Annotated in this window: 11 protein-coding genes; 9 read left to right on the top strand and 2 right to left on the bottom strand. The window is 47.6% G+C overall.

Features of this window, described 5'->3' with window-relative positions; all coding sequences use genetic code 11:
• Positions 1-16 precede the first annotated feature (16 nt).
• Entirely contained in the window at positions 17-1081 is a 1065-nt protein-coding gene (locus tag CWB98_RS22375) for a DUF6765 family protein (RefSeq protein ID WP_249364745.1), read from the bottom strand.
• 143 nt (positions 1082-1224) lie between these two features.
• Here CWB98_RS22375 and tmk point away from each other — a divergent pair, with 143 nt between their 5' ends.
• The 7 genes from tmk to CWB98_RS22340 all read left to right on the top strand — a co-directional run bounded on the left by tmk (position 1225) and on the right by CWB98_RS22340 (position 10046).
• Positions 1225-1878, top strand: coding sequence for a dTMP kinase (gene tmk, locus CWB98_RS22370; RefSeq protein WP_138546818.1), 654 nt, complete (start codon positions 1225-1227; stop codon positions 1876-1878).
• Between the two features lie 13 nt (positions 1879-1891).
• The gene (gene holB / locus CWB98_RS22365) at positions 1892-2797 is read left to right on the top strand and encodes a DNA polymerase III subunit delta' (protein ID WP_138546817.1); all 906 of its coding nucleotides are present in this window, start codon (positions 1892-1894) and stop codon (positions 2795-2797) included.
• A gap of 8 nt (positions 2798-2805) precedes the next feature.
• Positions 2806-3132 carry a PilZ domain-containing protein gene (locus CWB98_RS22360; protein ID WP_138546816.1) on the top strand — a complete coding sequence of 109 codons (327 nt, stop codon included), beginning with the start codon at positions 2806-2808 and terminating at the stop codon, positions 3130-3132.
• Between the two features lie 8 nt (positions 3133-3140).
• On the top strand, positions 3141-3929 hold the full coding sequence (locus CWB98_RS22355; RefSeq protein ID WP_138546815.1) for a TatD family hydrolase: 789 nt from the start codon (positions 3141-3143) through the stop codon (positions 3927-3929).
• Positions 3919-5787 carry an alkaline phosphatase D family protein gene (locus CWB98_RS22350; RefSeq protein WP_138546814.1) on the top strand — a complete coding sequence of 623 codons (1869 nt, stop codon included), beginning with the start codon at positions 3919-3921 and terminating at the stop codon, positions 5785-5787. The genes CWB98_RS22355 and CWB98_RS22350 overlap by 11 nt, the downstream gene beginning before the upstream one ends.
• 78 nt (positions 5788-5865) lie before the next feature.
• Positions 5866-9552 carry a sensor histidine kinase gene (locus CWB98_RS22345; protein WP_138546813.1) on the top strand — a complete coding sequence of 1229 codons (3687 nt, stop codon included), beginning with the start codon at positions 5866-5868 and terminating at the stop codon, positions 9550-9552.
• A gap of 251 nt (positions 9553-9803) precedes the next feature.
• A complete protein-coding gene (locus CWB98_RS22340) occupies positions 9804-10046 on the top strand; it encodes an NADAR domain-containing protein (RefSeq protein ID WP_249364744.1) in 243 nt (80 codons plus the stop codon).
• A 38-nt stretch (positions 10047-10084) separates the two neighbouring features.
• Here CWB98_RS22340 and metG read toward each other — a convergent pair whose 3' ends face one another.
• A complete protein-coding gene (gene metG, locus CWB98_RS22335; protein ID WP_138546812.1) occupies positions 10085-12121 on the bottom strand; it encodes a methionine--tRNA ligase in 2037 nt (678 codons plus the stop codon).
• A gap of 240 nt (positions 12122-12361) precedes the next feature.
• Here metG and CWB98_RS22330 point away from each other — a divergent pair, with 240 nt between their 5' ends.
• Together CWB98_RS22330 and dcd are read left to right on the top strand one after the other, a co-directional pair.
• Positions 12362-13444 carry an Mrp/NBP35 family ATP-binding protein gene (locus CWB98_RS22330; RefSeq protein WP_138546811.1) on the top strand — a complete coding sequence of 361 codons (1083 nt, stop codon included), beginning with the start codon at positions 12362-12364 and terminating at the stop codon, positions 13442-13444.
• A gap of 3 nt (positions 13445-13447) precedes the next feature.
• Positions 13448-14035, top strand: a complete 588-nt coding sequence (gene dcd, locus CWB98_RS22325) for a dCTP deaminase (RefSeq protein WP_138546810.1) — start codon at positions 13448-13450, stop codon at positions 14033-14035.
• Positions 14036-14228 lie beyond the last annotated feature (193 nt).

The following is a 14228-nucleotide window of genomic DNA, read 5'->3' as shown; positions in this document are numbered from 1 at the left end:
TCGCGGTGACCCTTATCTAGCTGACACAAATGCCATATCTGGGCAGAATATCCACTATGATGCTCTGGCGGTGTTTCTTTGCCGCATCATGAAAATGTTTCCAGTCAGAATTAAGAAATCCCGGGTGATACTGGTAGCAGTGCTCATCTCCCGTTTCTAACGTTGTTCCAAGTGCCTGATGCTTCCATGAGCCATGGCCTTTTGCGATATAGCTGAGCTGGTAGGCACCCAGACCAAAGCGGTCGTTTGCAATAGCATCCAGCCACTGGTGGTGACGCGTTTCTCCATTATCGCTGACAAACTGGTCAAAACACTGTGCAATTTCGTTTCGAACTTGTGGTGAGAGCCCGGTGATAGGCTTTACCAGATAAGTTTGAAAAACCTTACACAGCTCGTCTGCCGCCTGCAAAAAGTCACTGGGGTTGTTGCGTTCAATGTGTTCACCCAGACCGTTTGTATAAGACCAGTGCTGATGGGGCAGGTCGGGGTGTGAGAGCGCCTGACCATGACCAAGGCTTGGAATATTGTCTTGCAAAATATTGGCGAAATAATTGGTGACCTTATCTATCAGGCTGTGGTGTATCTGGCCATTATGGTCTGTGATATCGCGTACATGGTTTACCGGATGGTCAACGCCTGCAAAGCCCTTGTGTCCCCAGGTATCAATAAACACATGGGCAGTGATGCCCAGTCGGTGTAATGAATAAGGGCGGTCTTTATCAGCCAGTACCTCTGCAATCATGTCTTTTGCAACATGTGAGTGTGGACGACACACCAGTTTCTGGATAAAGCTGCCACTCGGGTTTTCGCCTGCCGGTAAGCCGCCGTTACCCGGCAAAAAATGAAATGGCACCCAGACTTTCATATTTTTTAGGCTGTCCAGATTACGATACTCAAGCATTTTGTGTGCAGTTGCTATTCGCTCATAAGCGGCGCCATTGTCAAACTCAATGTGCCCATAGTTAGTGGCGTCGTCTACATATTGGGCTGCATGCGCAATGGTATTGGCCTGAGCCGGTGAGAAGCCTGCGTCTCTTGCCACAACCCAGGTCATGGCGTGATGAAGATCAATTTGCATCATTTTTCCTTGCGAAAATCGATTGATGCAGTAAACGGTACACTATTCAACGAATTAATCCTACTGATGATGGCGTGAAACGGATATAATGGCGCTCATTTTCAGATAATTGTATTCGGTACTCAGTGGTACTGCAGAGAGTGTGTATGAATAAAGGTTTTATGTTGGTTTGTGATGGCAGTAATGGAGCAGGCAAAACAACCGTGATTCAGGGCATTGCCGATTATCTTGAGCAACAGGGTTTTGATGTTGTACTGACTCGTGAACCGGGCGGTACGCCAATAGGTGAGAAGATCCGTACTGTTATTTTGGATCCCAGTACACCTGAAATGGGCTCTGTCACTGAGCTTATGCTGTTCGGTGCGGCACGGGCTCAGCATGTCCAAGAAAAGATCCTTCCGGCACTAGAAGCGGGGAAGGTTGTGATCTCCGATCGTTTTGACGCTGCGACGTTCAGTTTTCAGCATTATGCGCGAGGCATCGATCTCAAGACTATCACGACGATTAACGAATTGGCGCTGGGTGGCTTCAAACCCGACATGAATATCATTTTGGATTTAGATCCTGAACTTGGCTTAACACGCGTAAGTCAACGTGGCGAAGGGCTAGATCGTATGGAAGATGAAAAAATGGAGTTTTTGCATCGTGCACGGCAAGGTTATCTGGCCCAGGCCCAAGCTGAGCCAGCACGGTTCAGCGTGATTGATGCGTCGGAAGATAAGCAGGCTGTGCTACAGGCGTGTTTGGAAGTCGTGGATTCAGTGGTAGCGGCCTGTCGTCAACAAAACGACAACAATTAACTGGTGCGATTATATGTACCCATGGCTAGAACCGGTATTTACTCAATTACAGACGAGCTACCAACAACAGCGTTTTCATCATGCTCAATTATTATATGGTATGGTTGGTGTCGGAAAGCTTGAGCTGGCCCAGTCACTTGCAGCAGCGCTGCTATGCAAACACGCAGGCACGTCGCTTTACTCTTGTGGGCAATGCAAAAGCTGCTTGCTTATTGAGGCTGACAATCACCCAGACAAACTACTGATAACAGCTGAAACGCAGAGCATTAGTGTTGATGCTATCCGAGGCTTGAATGAGTTTATATTTCACTCAGCTCAGCAGGGAGGAAATAAAGTTGTTGTTATCGATGGGGTTGAAAAGCTCACAGAGTCGGCTGCCAATGCACTGTTAAAAACGCTTGAAGAGCCCGCTAAGGGTCGGTACTTACTGCTGTTGTGTAATGACAGAGCACGCGTGGCCGCGACGGTTTTGAGCCGCTGTAACAAGTTGAATGTGGGTGTGGTTGATGGTAACGCGGTCGAAGCGTGGCTTGCACAACAGGGGATTCACTCCAGCCAATTCCCCTGGGTCAGCAATTTTATGTCGCAGCCGCTATTATTACAAAAGTGGTCACAGACGCAGCAACTCAAGGATATCGATTATTTGTGGCAAACCGCACAGCGCCTAAGTGAGGGGGTTGATAGCGATACACTGGCAAAAACACTGCAAGCTGATGTGAGCCTGGTAAAGGTATTTTGCGGTTTTGCACTGGCTGCCATCAACAATCAGATTGTGACAGGGCAGTTGGATTTTAGTAAAGCACAGGCTGCCATTGCGATAGTGAGGCGGTTTTCAGTAGACCAACATACTGTGTTAGGCTTAAACTTGTCCCTGAGTCTGTCACGATTATGCTATCAGTTGCAGCAAACCTTAAGATAGGAGTCAAGGTGCAAGAATTACTAGTCGATTTTGAAGACAACGACGAACTATATCGCAGTTACATGCCATACCAAAAAAGCGGCGGTCTGTTTGTGCAAACCAATAGTCGTTATGAAATGGGGCAGGCGATAACGCTACGAATTACCTTGCCTGATGCACTTGAAGAGGATGTGGTAACCGGCAAGGTTGTCTGGATCACACCACAAGGTGCGCAAAATTCAAACCCGCCCGGGATAGGTGTTGGGTTTGAGGCAGAAGACGAATTACTGAACGATAAAATAGTAAAAATGCTGGGCACTATGCTGAACTCCGGCAAGCCCACCTACACCATGTAAGAGCAGTTATGATTGTAGATTCTCATTGTCATCTTGACAGACTGGACTTTGATAAACTGGGTAAAGCGTTACCTGAGATCCTCACAGAGGCCAGAGCTAAGCAGGTTGAACACTTTTTATGTGTAAGCGTCACCCTGGCTCAGTTTCCGGCTATGCTTGAAAAAATTCTACCGTTTGAGGATGTGTCAGCATCTTGTGGTGTACATCCACTCAATCAGGATGACGCGCTTGACCCAGAGCTATTGAAGCAGTTGGCTCAGCACCCTAAGGTCGTTGCAATCGGCGAGACGGGGTTGGATTATTATTATTCAAAAGACACACATCAGGTGCAAAGAGATAGCTTTGCACAGCATATTGATATTGCCAACGAGCTTAACAAACCACTGATAATTCATACCCGTGATGCCAGGCAAGATACTTTGGATATTATGCGAGCTCATCAGGCACAACAGTGTGGTGGTGTATTGCACTGCTTCACAGAGAGCTGGGATATGGCAAAACAGGCCATTGATATGGGGTTCTATATTTCTATCTCTGGGATTGTTACTTTTAAAAATGCCACTGAGCTACAAGATGTTGTGAGGCGTTTGCCTCTGGACAGGCTGTTAATTGAAACAGACTCCCCTTATCTGGCGCCTGTGCCACATCGTGGTAAAACCAACCAACCCGCCTATGTGCAGGATGTTGCCTATTTTATCGCAGATTTAAAAGGGATAAGCTACAAGGAGTTAGCCAGCGCCACAACGGAGAATTTCTACCGTTTGTTTGGCCTGGCTCAGCGCGGTAATGCCAGCTAACGATTCTGATTTACCTTATCTATTGCTCGGTCCAATGGTGCGCCGGGCAGAGCCTAAACAAATTTGCCTGCAGTTTGTTACCACTGCAGCGCCACAATTCGAGCTTGAAATAGACGGGGTTGAGGTATCAGTTGAGCAAAGCGACATCAGGTTGGGTACCTACTTATACCTGTGCTATTTACTGATCACCCCGAATCACGGTCATTTTAAATGCGATACCAACCTGGGTTATCGCATCAAAGCGGGCGGACGTTGGTTGGACCTAAGTGCGCTCAGCTACACTGATTCACCTCAGCTTATGGTACCCGAAACCGTTCACAGCGTACTTCACGGCTCGTGTCGCAATCCACATCATCACAGTCGGGACTCTCTGGCAACCGCAGATGATTATCTGCGTCAGACTTTACATGACAAAACAAAACGTCCCTCGCTGTTACTGATGTCCGGAGATCAGATTTACGCGGATGATGTGGCAGGCCCGATGCTTATGGCTGCACACAGGCTGATCTCGCTACTCGACATTTACCCCGAGGGCAATGTCTCTCTGACTTTGCCAGAATCTTTGGAGCAGCAGCTCTACCAACGCCATCATTGGTTACCTAAAACGCCCTGGCAGGAACGCAGCAAGTGGACCATGGGTCACTGGCTAAAAAAAGATGAGGTGCATTTCTCGAGTGTTAATGCTGGCAATCACCTGATCACGCTTGAGGAATTTATTGCCTGCTACTTGCTAAATTTTAGTTATCAGGCCTGGCAATTGGTCGATTTATCGCAGCTCCATGGAGATGCTCTGAGCCATGCCCAGGCACTTGAATTTGCCGCGGATAAGCGCGCTTTACAGGGGTTTATTGAAACTTTGCCGGCGGCCCAGCGGCTGTTTGCTAACGTTTCCACATTAATGATGTTTGACGACCACGATGTGACAGATGACTGGAACCTGACGGCGAGATGGGAGCAAAATATTGCCAATTCTCCGGCAAGTAGACGGATCATAGCCAATGGCTTGATTGCATACTGGTTGTTTCAGGGGTTGGGTAACGATGCACTGTGCGCAACAGGTAAGTTAATCGACGGGTTTACGCAAAGCCTTACAGCTCACAATAAATGGGCTTTGACCAGCTTTGACAAAGCACTGCACCGATTTACACAGTGGCATTATTGCCTCGACACTCAACCAAAAGTAGTGGTGTTAGACACGCGTACCCATCGTTGGCGCAATGAGCAGGATTTCAATGAGCCCAGTGGTCTTATGGACTGGGAAACTCTGATGGAATTACAGGAGCAAATGTTGAACCAGGATTCGGTCTTGCTGGTGAGTCCGGCGCCGGTATTTGGTGTTAAAGCGATAGAAACAATACAAGCTGTTTTCAATGCATGTGGCCACCCTCTGGTGGTAGATGTTGAGAACTGGATGGCGCATGAAGGCGCTGCGAAAAAGCTGATTGATATTTTCAAGCGGGAGGATACGCCTTGTGAGACCATTATTCTCTCCGGTGATGTGCACTACTCATTCTGTTTTTCTGTGGCCGCACGTTTTGGTCGACATGACAATCGGATCTGGCAGCTTACCTCTTCTGGCATTAAAAATGAGTTTCCTAAACGTCTGCTGCATGTTCTGGAAAAACTGGATACCTGGCTGTTTGCTTCCTGGAGTCCGTTTAACCTGTTTACCAAGCGCTGGCAGTTGTCGGTACGAAAACACCACAGTGACAGTGTTGGTAAACGTTACTTAGTGAGTGCGTCTGCTATCAGTCTGGTTGAGTTACAAAAAGGTAGACTAAGTCGCTATCGTCTGCTCCGCGCAGATGGAGAGGTTACAGAATTTGCGTTATCTGAACACGATGACGCGCGCTGCTAACTCAATAGCCGACATCTCAGCTGGATTTTAAAGTTTTGCTATAGTTACAACAAAGAGCCTGCGCAAAAGGTGATAGGGTTGTATCAGCAACAACATATAAAACACGCAAAATTCAGCGTAAGCTTCCTGCTCCTAATGATGGTCTGGTTGTATTCAGCTCCTTTACTGGCTGTTCCCATCTTTTCTGATACGGCGCAGGTGATGCGTCACTATGATTATGAATCAGGTCTGAGTCAGGTAAGTATTACCGCGATTGAAGAAGATCAACTCGGTTATATCTGGATTGGTACACAAGCGGGTCTTAACCGCTTTGATGGTCATTCATTTAAGCAGTTTAGTAGCCGCCAGCAAGACCCGTTTTCATTGGCCGGGGCTTTTATTACCGCGCTATGCCATAGTGGTGAGTCACTTTGGATTGGTACCAGCACCGGGCTCAGCGTTTATCATACCGTTACGGGACGGTTCCAAAGCTTTTTAAGTGATTTTAGTCCATTGATCCCCTCTGATCGGGTTCAGTCTATTGGTTGTCAGGGCAGCGCGGTTTCAGTCACCACAGAGGACGGCTTTTACTATGTGATAGATAAAGCAGCTCTGCTACCGCAAGAGTTGACCCTGAAGGGCGACTTTATTCGATATGTAACAGTGTACAAAAACTTGGTCTACTACCTGTCTGATGAAGGGCTGGTGGTCAATAATCGTCAGACCGACATGACGACGCTATTGTTAGCGGGTGATTTTAAGTCGTTGATGATCAGTGGTGAGCGGGCATTCTTAATTGGCAAGGATAACAAGTTAACGGTATATGATACCTTGTTTGAGCGCGCCTTATGGCAAAGTGCCATAGCACCGGATTCCAAGCTGGTACTGCACTCTGTGTTCGCTTCAGCAGGGGAGCTTTTTGTAGCTACCAGTCATGGCGTATACCTGCTTAACATGAAGGGGGAAATTAAAAAGCGCTGGTATAAACGGGGCAATAATAAGTCAGGATTACAGGACAGCAGCATTCTCTCAGTTTTTCGGGACAGTAATAGCGATTTGTGGATAGGCACAGAAACCCGGGGCCTGCATTTCATCAGTCAGCTCAGTGAGACTTTTGGTCATGTAGGAGAATATAACTACCCAAGTGCGCCTTTGGCGAACTCGGATGTTCGCAGTTTTGCACTGGATTCATCAGATCGGCTGTGGATTGCAACGTCCAATGGGGTTTATATTTTCCAACAGCAGCAGTTTACTAAGGCAGAGCAGGCTTACCCTGAACTCGCCTCCTTCTCCAACAGCTTTATTACCAAAGTACAGGTTGTGAATGAGCATGTGTGGTTGACTTCACGTGGTGCAGGTGTGGCCAGACTTAATCTCTCTAATGGCGAGGTAATGCACTTTAAGCCAGATTTCGGTAATGGTCCGGAAGTGAGTTTTAACGACATCACAGTGTTTAAGCAACAGGTTTTACTGAGTTCCCGTACGTTGGGCTTACTGTATTATGACAATGAGCAGAAAAAACTCCTGCCATTTTTTGCACCATCGGTTGCAGCGCCCAATCATGTATCCTCTGTCTTAGTCGACGGGGATGGCTTTTACTTTGGCAGTGTGGGTGATGGTTTGTTCCATTATGATGGCCAGGCGATTAAATCGCTGACTACAAATAATGGTTTGGCATCGGATATTGTTTTTATGCTCGCACGCGATACTCTGGGCGCAATTTGGGTCGCCAGTGAATCTGGGGTCAGTATTCTGAACAAGCAATTTGAAGTTGAAAAGGTGTTAAAGATAGCCGACGGGCTCGCCAATGAAGCTATCTGGGCCATGGTATTTGATCAGCAGCAACACGTTTGGCTTGGTACCAGTGGAGGCCTCAGCCGGGTCAACATACATGACCATAATATTGACAATTTCTTGGTTGTTGATGGCGTACAGGATAACGAATTTAATTACAATGCGGCCTGGCTTGCTCCCGATGGTCGGGTTTTTATTGGCGGGGCTAAAGGGTTTAACCAATTTTACCCAGAGCAAATCCGTATCGCGTTTGGGATCCGTCCTCTGTTAATTTCAAGTATTGAGTTGCTTGGGGAAGTATTGCATCCTGAGGACAGTAGTGAGCTGACTTTAGCACCAGAGCTCACAGAGAAACTTTCTCTGAATTATGATCAGGACATTATTTCTTTACACTATTCCAGCCTGGACTACGGCTCAGAGCGCTTAAACTTTTTTTATCGTATCGTTGGGCTGAGTGATCAGTGGTTGAAACTGGCTGACGGGGTCAGGCAGATCAATCTGCTGAAACTCGAGCCTGGGAACTATCAGGTTCAAACATACACAGTTAATCGTTTCAATCAAAAGTCGCCAGTACATCGCTTCACGATCAGTATAAAAGCGCCCTGGTGGTGGGACTGGTACTCCAAGACATTTTACGTTGTCGCATTGACACTGAGCGTCGCTTTGTGGCTCAGGCAACGGCAGGCACGTTTCCGCCAGGTTGTGAATGACAACCGAGTGATGAATGAGCTGCAGCAACGCCTTGAGTTGAGCTTGTGGGCAAGCGGCGATGAGTTATGGGACTGGCACCTTGAGGACAAAAAGGTTTATCGTTACTGCGTTAAGCCACGCATTGATTATGGCAAGGTTCTGGCGACTATGTCGGTCGAGGACATAGACCAGTTTGTACACCCAAAGGAATGTATTGCATGGGAGGAGAAAATAGAAGCATGCCTTGAGGGAGAGCAGGACACCTATGAAATCGCGATGCGGGTAAAAACACTAAAAGACCAATGGAGCTGGGTGCTGGAGCGCGGTAAAGTGGTTAGCCGCGACCATCACGGTCGACCACAGCGTATTGTTGGCGCTTTGAAAGACATAGCTGAATTGAAGGCACACCAGAACGCATTGCAGACGCTAAACGAGCAACTGGAAATTAAAGTGGCGATGCGAACAGACGAGCTATACAAAAAGAACCAAAAGCTTGAACAGGCGATGATGGAGCTTAAACGTACTCAGCAGGAACTGATTGAAAGTGAAAAAATGGCGTCGTTGGGTAATGTGGTGGCAGGGATCGCACATGAGATTAATACTCCGTTGGGTGTGGCAATTACTGCGTTGACTTACAATCAGGAATGCTTGCATAACATCGCTGAGAAGCTTCAGAAAAAACAATTACGTCAGGCTGATTTGGAGCGCTCTAATTCAGAACAAGAGGAAGGGTACAGGCTGATCCTGCGTAATCTGGACAGAGCGCAAATGCTGATCAGCAACTTTAAGCAGGTCGCCGTTGATCAGTCTAGCGAAGTGGAGCGGGATATTAACGTCAAAGATTATATCGAAGATGTTTTTAGCTCTCTTCTGCCACTGAGTAAAGGGAAAGAGATTACCTTGTCTATTACGGGTGATGCCGACATGTTGGTCAATACCTACCCAGGCGCGATTTATCAGATAATGACAAACTTATTTAACAACTCAATGATCCATGGCTTTGAAAAACAACAAAAGGGTAAGGTCGATGTATCAACCAGTATGCTCGGAGAGCACTGGTTACTCGTATACCGCGATGATGGGATAGGGATGTCAAAAGAGGGGTTAAAGACCCTGTTCGATCCGTTTGTAACGACAAAAAGAAGTCAGGGAGGCTGCGGTCTGGGCATGCATATCGTGTATAACCTGGTGACACAACTGCTTAAAGGTGAAATCACAGCGAGCTCAACGCCAGGACTAGGAATCGAAGTCAGCATCAAAGTCCCATACAGCCCCGCCAAAGGCGAAGAAATGGCTGGGTGAGGCGAGACCGAAGCAACGCTTCGCAGCTCGCCGAACGCTTTTCATGGATGAAAAGCCGGGAGCCCTCCATAGGGATATGTGTCCACTCGTACTTGTTTGAGACCGAAGCAACGCTTCGCAGCTCGCCGAACGCTTTATCGTGCAAAGTCGAGCTTTAGCTCGGTCTTTGCGCAAGGTGAAATGAACCATTTTAGCTGGATATGGTTTGAGCCGCGGTTGCTGATACCGGATCGGGAGCCCTCCATAGGGATATGTGTTCACTCTTACTTGGTCAAAACCCAGAACTGAAGACGTTCTTGTTCTCTACAAACAAGAGCGTTTTGGTTGAGGCGCGTCCGGTTGATACAATTTGGGGGATAGGCCTGGCGGAGGACCATGAATTTGCAAGTGTACCTCAAAAATGGCAAGGGCTTAATCTGTTGGGGTATGCTCTGATGGCCGTGCGCGATCAGTTGTCAAAGGAGCTGAAAACAGCTAAACAAAAACGGGCCTGATGGCCCGTTTATTCAATCTAGTTTAATAGCAGCACAGATTACATCACACGCATGCCAGGCTGTGAGCCTTCATCCGGGTTGAGGATATAGATCTCTTTACCGCCGGGGCCTGCAGCCAGCACCATGCCTTCTGACATACCAAAGCGCATTTTACGAGGCTTCAGGTTGGCAACCATGACTGTCAGTTTGCCGATCAGATCTTCCGGAGCATAGGCCGATTTAATACCGGCAAAGACCTGGCGGGTCTCTCCACCTAAGTCCAGCGTCAACTTCAGGAGCTTGTCTGCGCCTTCAACGTGCTCTGCATTGGCAATTTTAGCCACACGCAGGTCTACTTTAGCAAAATCGTCGAACTCGATTTCGTCAGCAATCGGCTCTTTAGCCAGCGGGCTGTCAGCAGCGGGTTTTGCACTCTGGCCGCCGACTTTTTTCTCCAGGCTTTCTTTTGAGGCGTCAACCATTGCATTGACTTTGTCCAGTTCAACACGTTGCATCAGGGCTTTAAACTTGTTGATTTCATGGTCGACAAGCGCCGTTTCCAGGCCTTCCCAGCTCAATTCAGTGTTCAAGAAAGTTTCTACATTCTTAGCCATACCTGGCAGGATAGGCTTGAGGTAGGTCAACAACACACGGAACAGGTTCAGACCCATTGAGCATACCTGGTGTGCACGTTCCAGCGTGTCTTCATTCTTAGCAAGTACCCAGGGGGCTTCTGCGTCGATGAACTGGTTAGCCTTGTCGGCAAGTGTCATGATCTCGCGCACAGCACGGCTGTATTCGCGGTTTTCATAGTGACCGGCAATGCTGTCTTTGGCAGCAACAAAACTACTTAACAGTGCTTCATCCATCACGGTATTGCTTAGCTTACCGCCGAATTTTTTAGTAATGAAGCCAGCACAGCGGCTGGCGATATTGACAACCTTACCGACCAGATCTGAGTTTACGCGCTGCGCGAAATCTTCAAGGTTGAGATCCAGATCTGTGACACCGCTGTTCAGTTTAGCTGCATAATAATAGCGCAGATATTCAGGGTCCAAATGTTCCAGGTAGGTACGTGCTTTGACGAAAGTACCTTTAGATTTAGACATTTTCGCACCATTTACGGTAACAAAGCCGTGCGCGAATACATTATTTGGTTTTCTGAAGTTAGCGCCGTCCAGCATTGCGGGCCAGAACAAACTGTGGAAGTAGATGATGTCTTTACCAATGAAATGATATAGCTCGGCATCTGACCCTTCAGCCCAGAACTCATCAAAGTTAAGGCCCTGCTTGTCACAAAGGTTTTTAAAGCTTGCCATGTAACCAATAGGTGCATCCAGCCATACGTAGAAGTATTTTCCTGGTGCGCCCGGGATTTCAAATCCAAAGTAAGGCGCATCACGGCTGATATCCCACTGTTGCAGACCATCTGCAAACCACTCATCCAGTTTATTAGCCATCTCAGCCTGTAAACTGCCAGAGTGAAGCCAGGTTTTTAACATATCTTCAAAAGCGGGCAGATCGAAGAAAAAGTGCTCAGAATCTTTCAGAACAGGTGTTGCGCCCGACATTGCGGATTTTGGTTCAATCAGCTCGGTTGGGCTGTAAGTTGCACCACAGGCATCACAGCTGTCTCCGTTTTGCTCTTCGGCCTTACAGTTTGGACAAGTACCAGTAACAAACCGATCGGGCAGGAAAATACTTTTTTCTGGGTCAAACAGCTGAGAGATAGTGCGCTTCTTAATATGCCCTTTATCGTTCAGGCGAGTATAAATTAACTCGCTCAGCTCACGGTTTTCGTCACTGTGGGTGCTGTGATAGTTGTCGAATTCGATATTAAAGTCGGCAAAGTCACGCTGTCTCTCAATACTGACTTGCTGAACCATTTCTTCTGGCGTGATGCCCTGTTTTTGGGCGTTCAGCATAATAGGTGTACCGTGAGCGTCATCAGCACAAACATAATAAGCCTCATGGCCTTGCTGCTTCTGGAAACGAGCCCAGATGTCGGTTTGAATGTACTCCAACAGGTGACCCAGGTGGGTCGGACCGTTAGCATAAGGCAGTGCACTTGTTATGAGAATTTTTCTCTTTGTCATAGTTATTCCGTGAAAATAGAGCGGCTCAGTTTGGCTCTGTAGATCTGGCGCCTGGCATCATGCACGGTGCTTATCGATACAGTGAGCAAAAACTTCGGCCCGGTTAGCCAGTCTGTTGTGATAAAAGACTAACCAGAACGGCTGGGAAAATCCCAGCAGACGCGAATTTGACTGGTTTTAATGAAGTGAATGTTACATAATTCCTGCGCCCATTTCATCACCTCAAGGCGTTTTATTTGTATGTTTGGTATTGAAAAACTATTTACCAGGAAGGACCCCATAAAAGAACAGATTAAAACTCATCTGCAACACTATCGTAGCGCAATTTTTCCTATGGGCATTGATACGCAGTGGATTGCGGATATTTCACCCGACAAAGCGGCAAAAATGTCCTGGCAAGTTACACTCACTTTGCCTTTTGCCGCGTCAGGGCAGGGAGCTGTGCTCTCTACCCACCTGAGTGACTCTTTGAATGCGGACGTCCGCGTAACATGCCAATGTGAAGTCGCTGGTGCGGCTCAGTTCAAACAAATTAAACACATTGTTCTAGTGGCGTCAGGGAAAGGTGGGGTGGGCAAATCGACCACAGCCGTAAATCTGGCCACCGGACTTGCCTCTCAAGGGGCTCAAGTGGGTATCTTGGATGCCGATATTTATGGTCCCTCCATACCTTCTTTACTAGGACTGAGTGGGCAGCAACCAGAGGCTCTGGACGAAAATACACTAAAGCCGTTTGAAAAAGACGGCGTCAAAGCCATGTCTATCGGCTTTTTGGTGGCTGAGGACGATGCGACGGTCTGGCGCGGTCCTATGGCATCGCAGGCACTTACTCAATTGTTAAATGAAACTGCATGGGGTGAGCTGGATTACCTGATCGTCGATATGCCGCCAGGCACGGGTGATATCCAGCTGACGATGACCCAAAAAGTCCCCGCCAGTGGCGCAATTGTGGTGACAACCCCTCAGGATCTGGCACTGGCTGATGCGCAAAAGGGCATTGCAATGTTCAATAAAGTCAACCTGCCCATTATTGGCCTGATAGAGAACATGAGCTATTTTTCGTGTCAGCATTGCGATGGTAAAAACGCCATTTTCGGTAGTGAAGGGGGCGCTAAACTGGCTGCGCGTCATGGTGTTCCGCTGCTTGCTGAAATCCCATTGGATACCGGGATCCGAGAAAATTCGGAACAGGGCGCGAATATCACAGCCCAATCACTGCCGATAAAAGACCATTATATTTATTGTGCGCAGCTGGTGAGCAGCATGTTGTATTTACAATCACAATCGACTCAAGGGGTCGAAATTCTAATAACGGATGACTAACTAATGAGACTCTCTGACAGAGATATAAAACAAGCTATCAAAAACCAACACATTCAAATCGAGCCAACGCCGGCTGATGAGATGATCTCAGGGGTGACCGTTGATTTGCGTCTGGGCAATAAATTTCGGGTGTTTCAGGATCATGCTGCACCCTATGTTGACCTGAGTGGGCCTAAAGAGCAGATCAACGCAGCAATGGAATCCATTATGAGTGATGAAATCGTGCTCGAAGATGGTCAGGCCTTTTTCCTGCACCCAGGCGAACTGGCTTTGGCTATGACTTATGAGTCTGTGACATTACCAGCGGATCTTGTCGGCTGGCTTGATGGTCGCTCGTCTTTAGCCAGGTTAGGCCTGATGGTGCACGTAACCGCACATCGTATCGATCCGGGCTGGTCTGGCAACATTGTTCTGGAGTTCTATAACTCTGGTAAGCTGCCCTTGGCGTTGCGACCTAAGATGAAGATTGGCGCATTGAGTTTTGAAACCCTGAGTAGCCCCGCAGAGGCGCCTTACAACATGCGTAAAGATGCCAAATATAAAGGTCAAAATAGCGCGATCGCCAGTCGGATTAGTGACGACAACCGTTGATAATTAAATAAATACTTTTCATACTGGGTAGTGTGTGGCTGACCAGAACGCGAGCCGCACAGTACCTCATCCAGTCTCCAGTTGCCGTATAATTGTGGAATTTTTATATTGGCACTGGCAATTCAAACTTCAGCCTCCATACTTAACATTAATGCTACAAGGTAATGTGAAAAAGCAGAATGCGTCTGCCGTG

Origin of the sequence: Pseudoalteromonas rubra, from assembly GCF_005887115.1 — a bacterium.
GTDB classification, from domain to species: Bacteria; Pseudomonadota; Gammaproteobacteria; order Enterobacterales; family Alteromonadaceae; genus Pseudoalteromonas; species Pseudoalteromonas rubra_F.
Note: the sequence above shows the minus strand (reverse complement) of the source record. Positions and strands in the feature narration are given on the sequence as shown.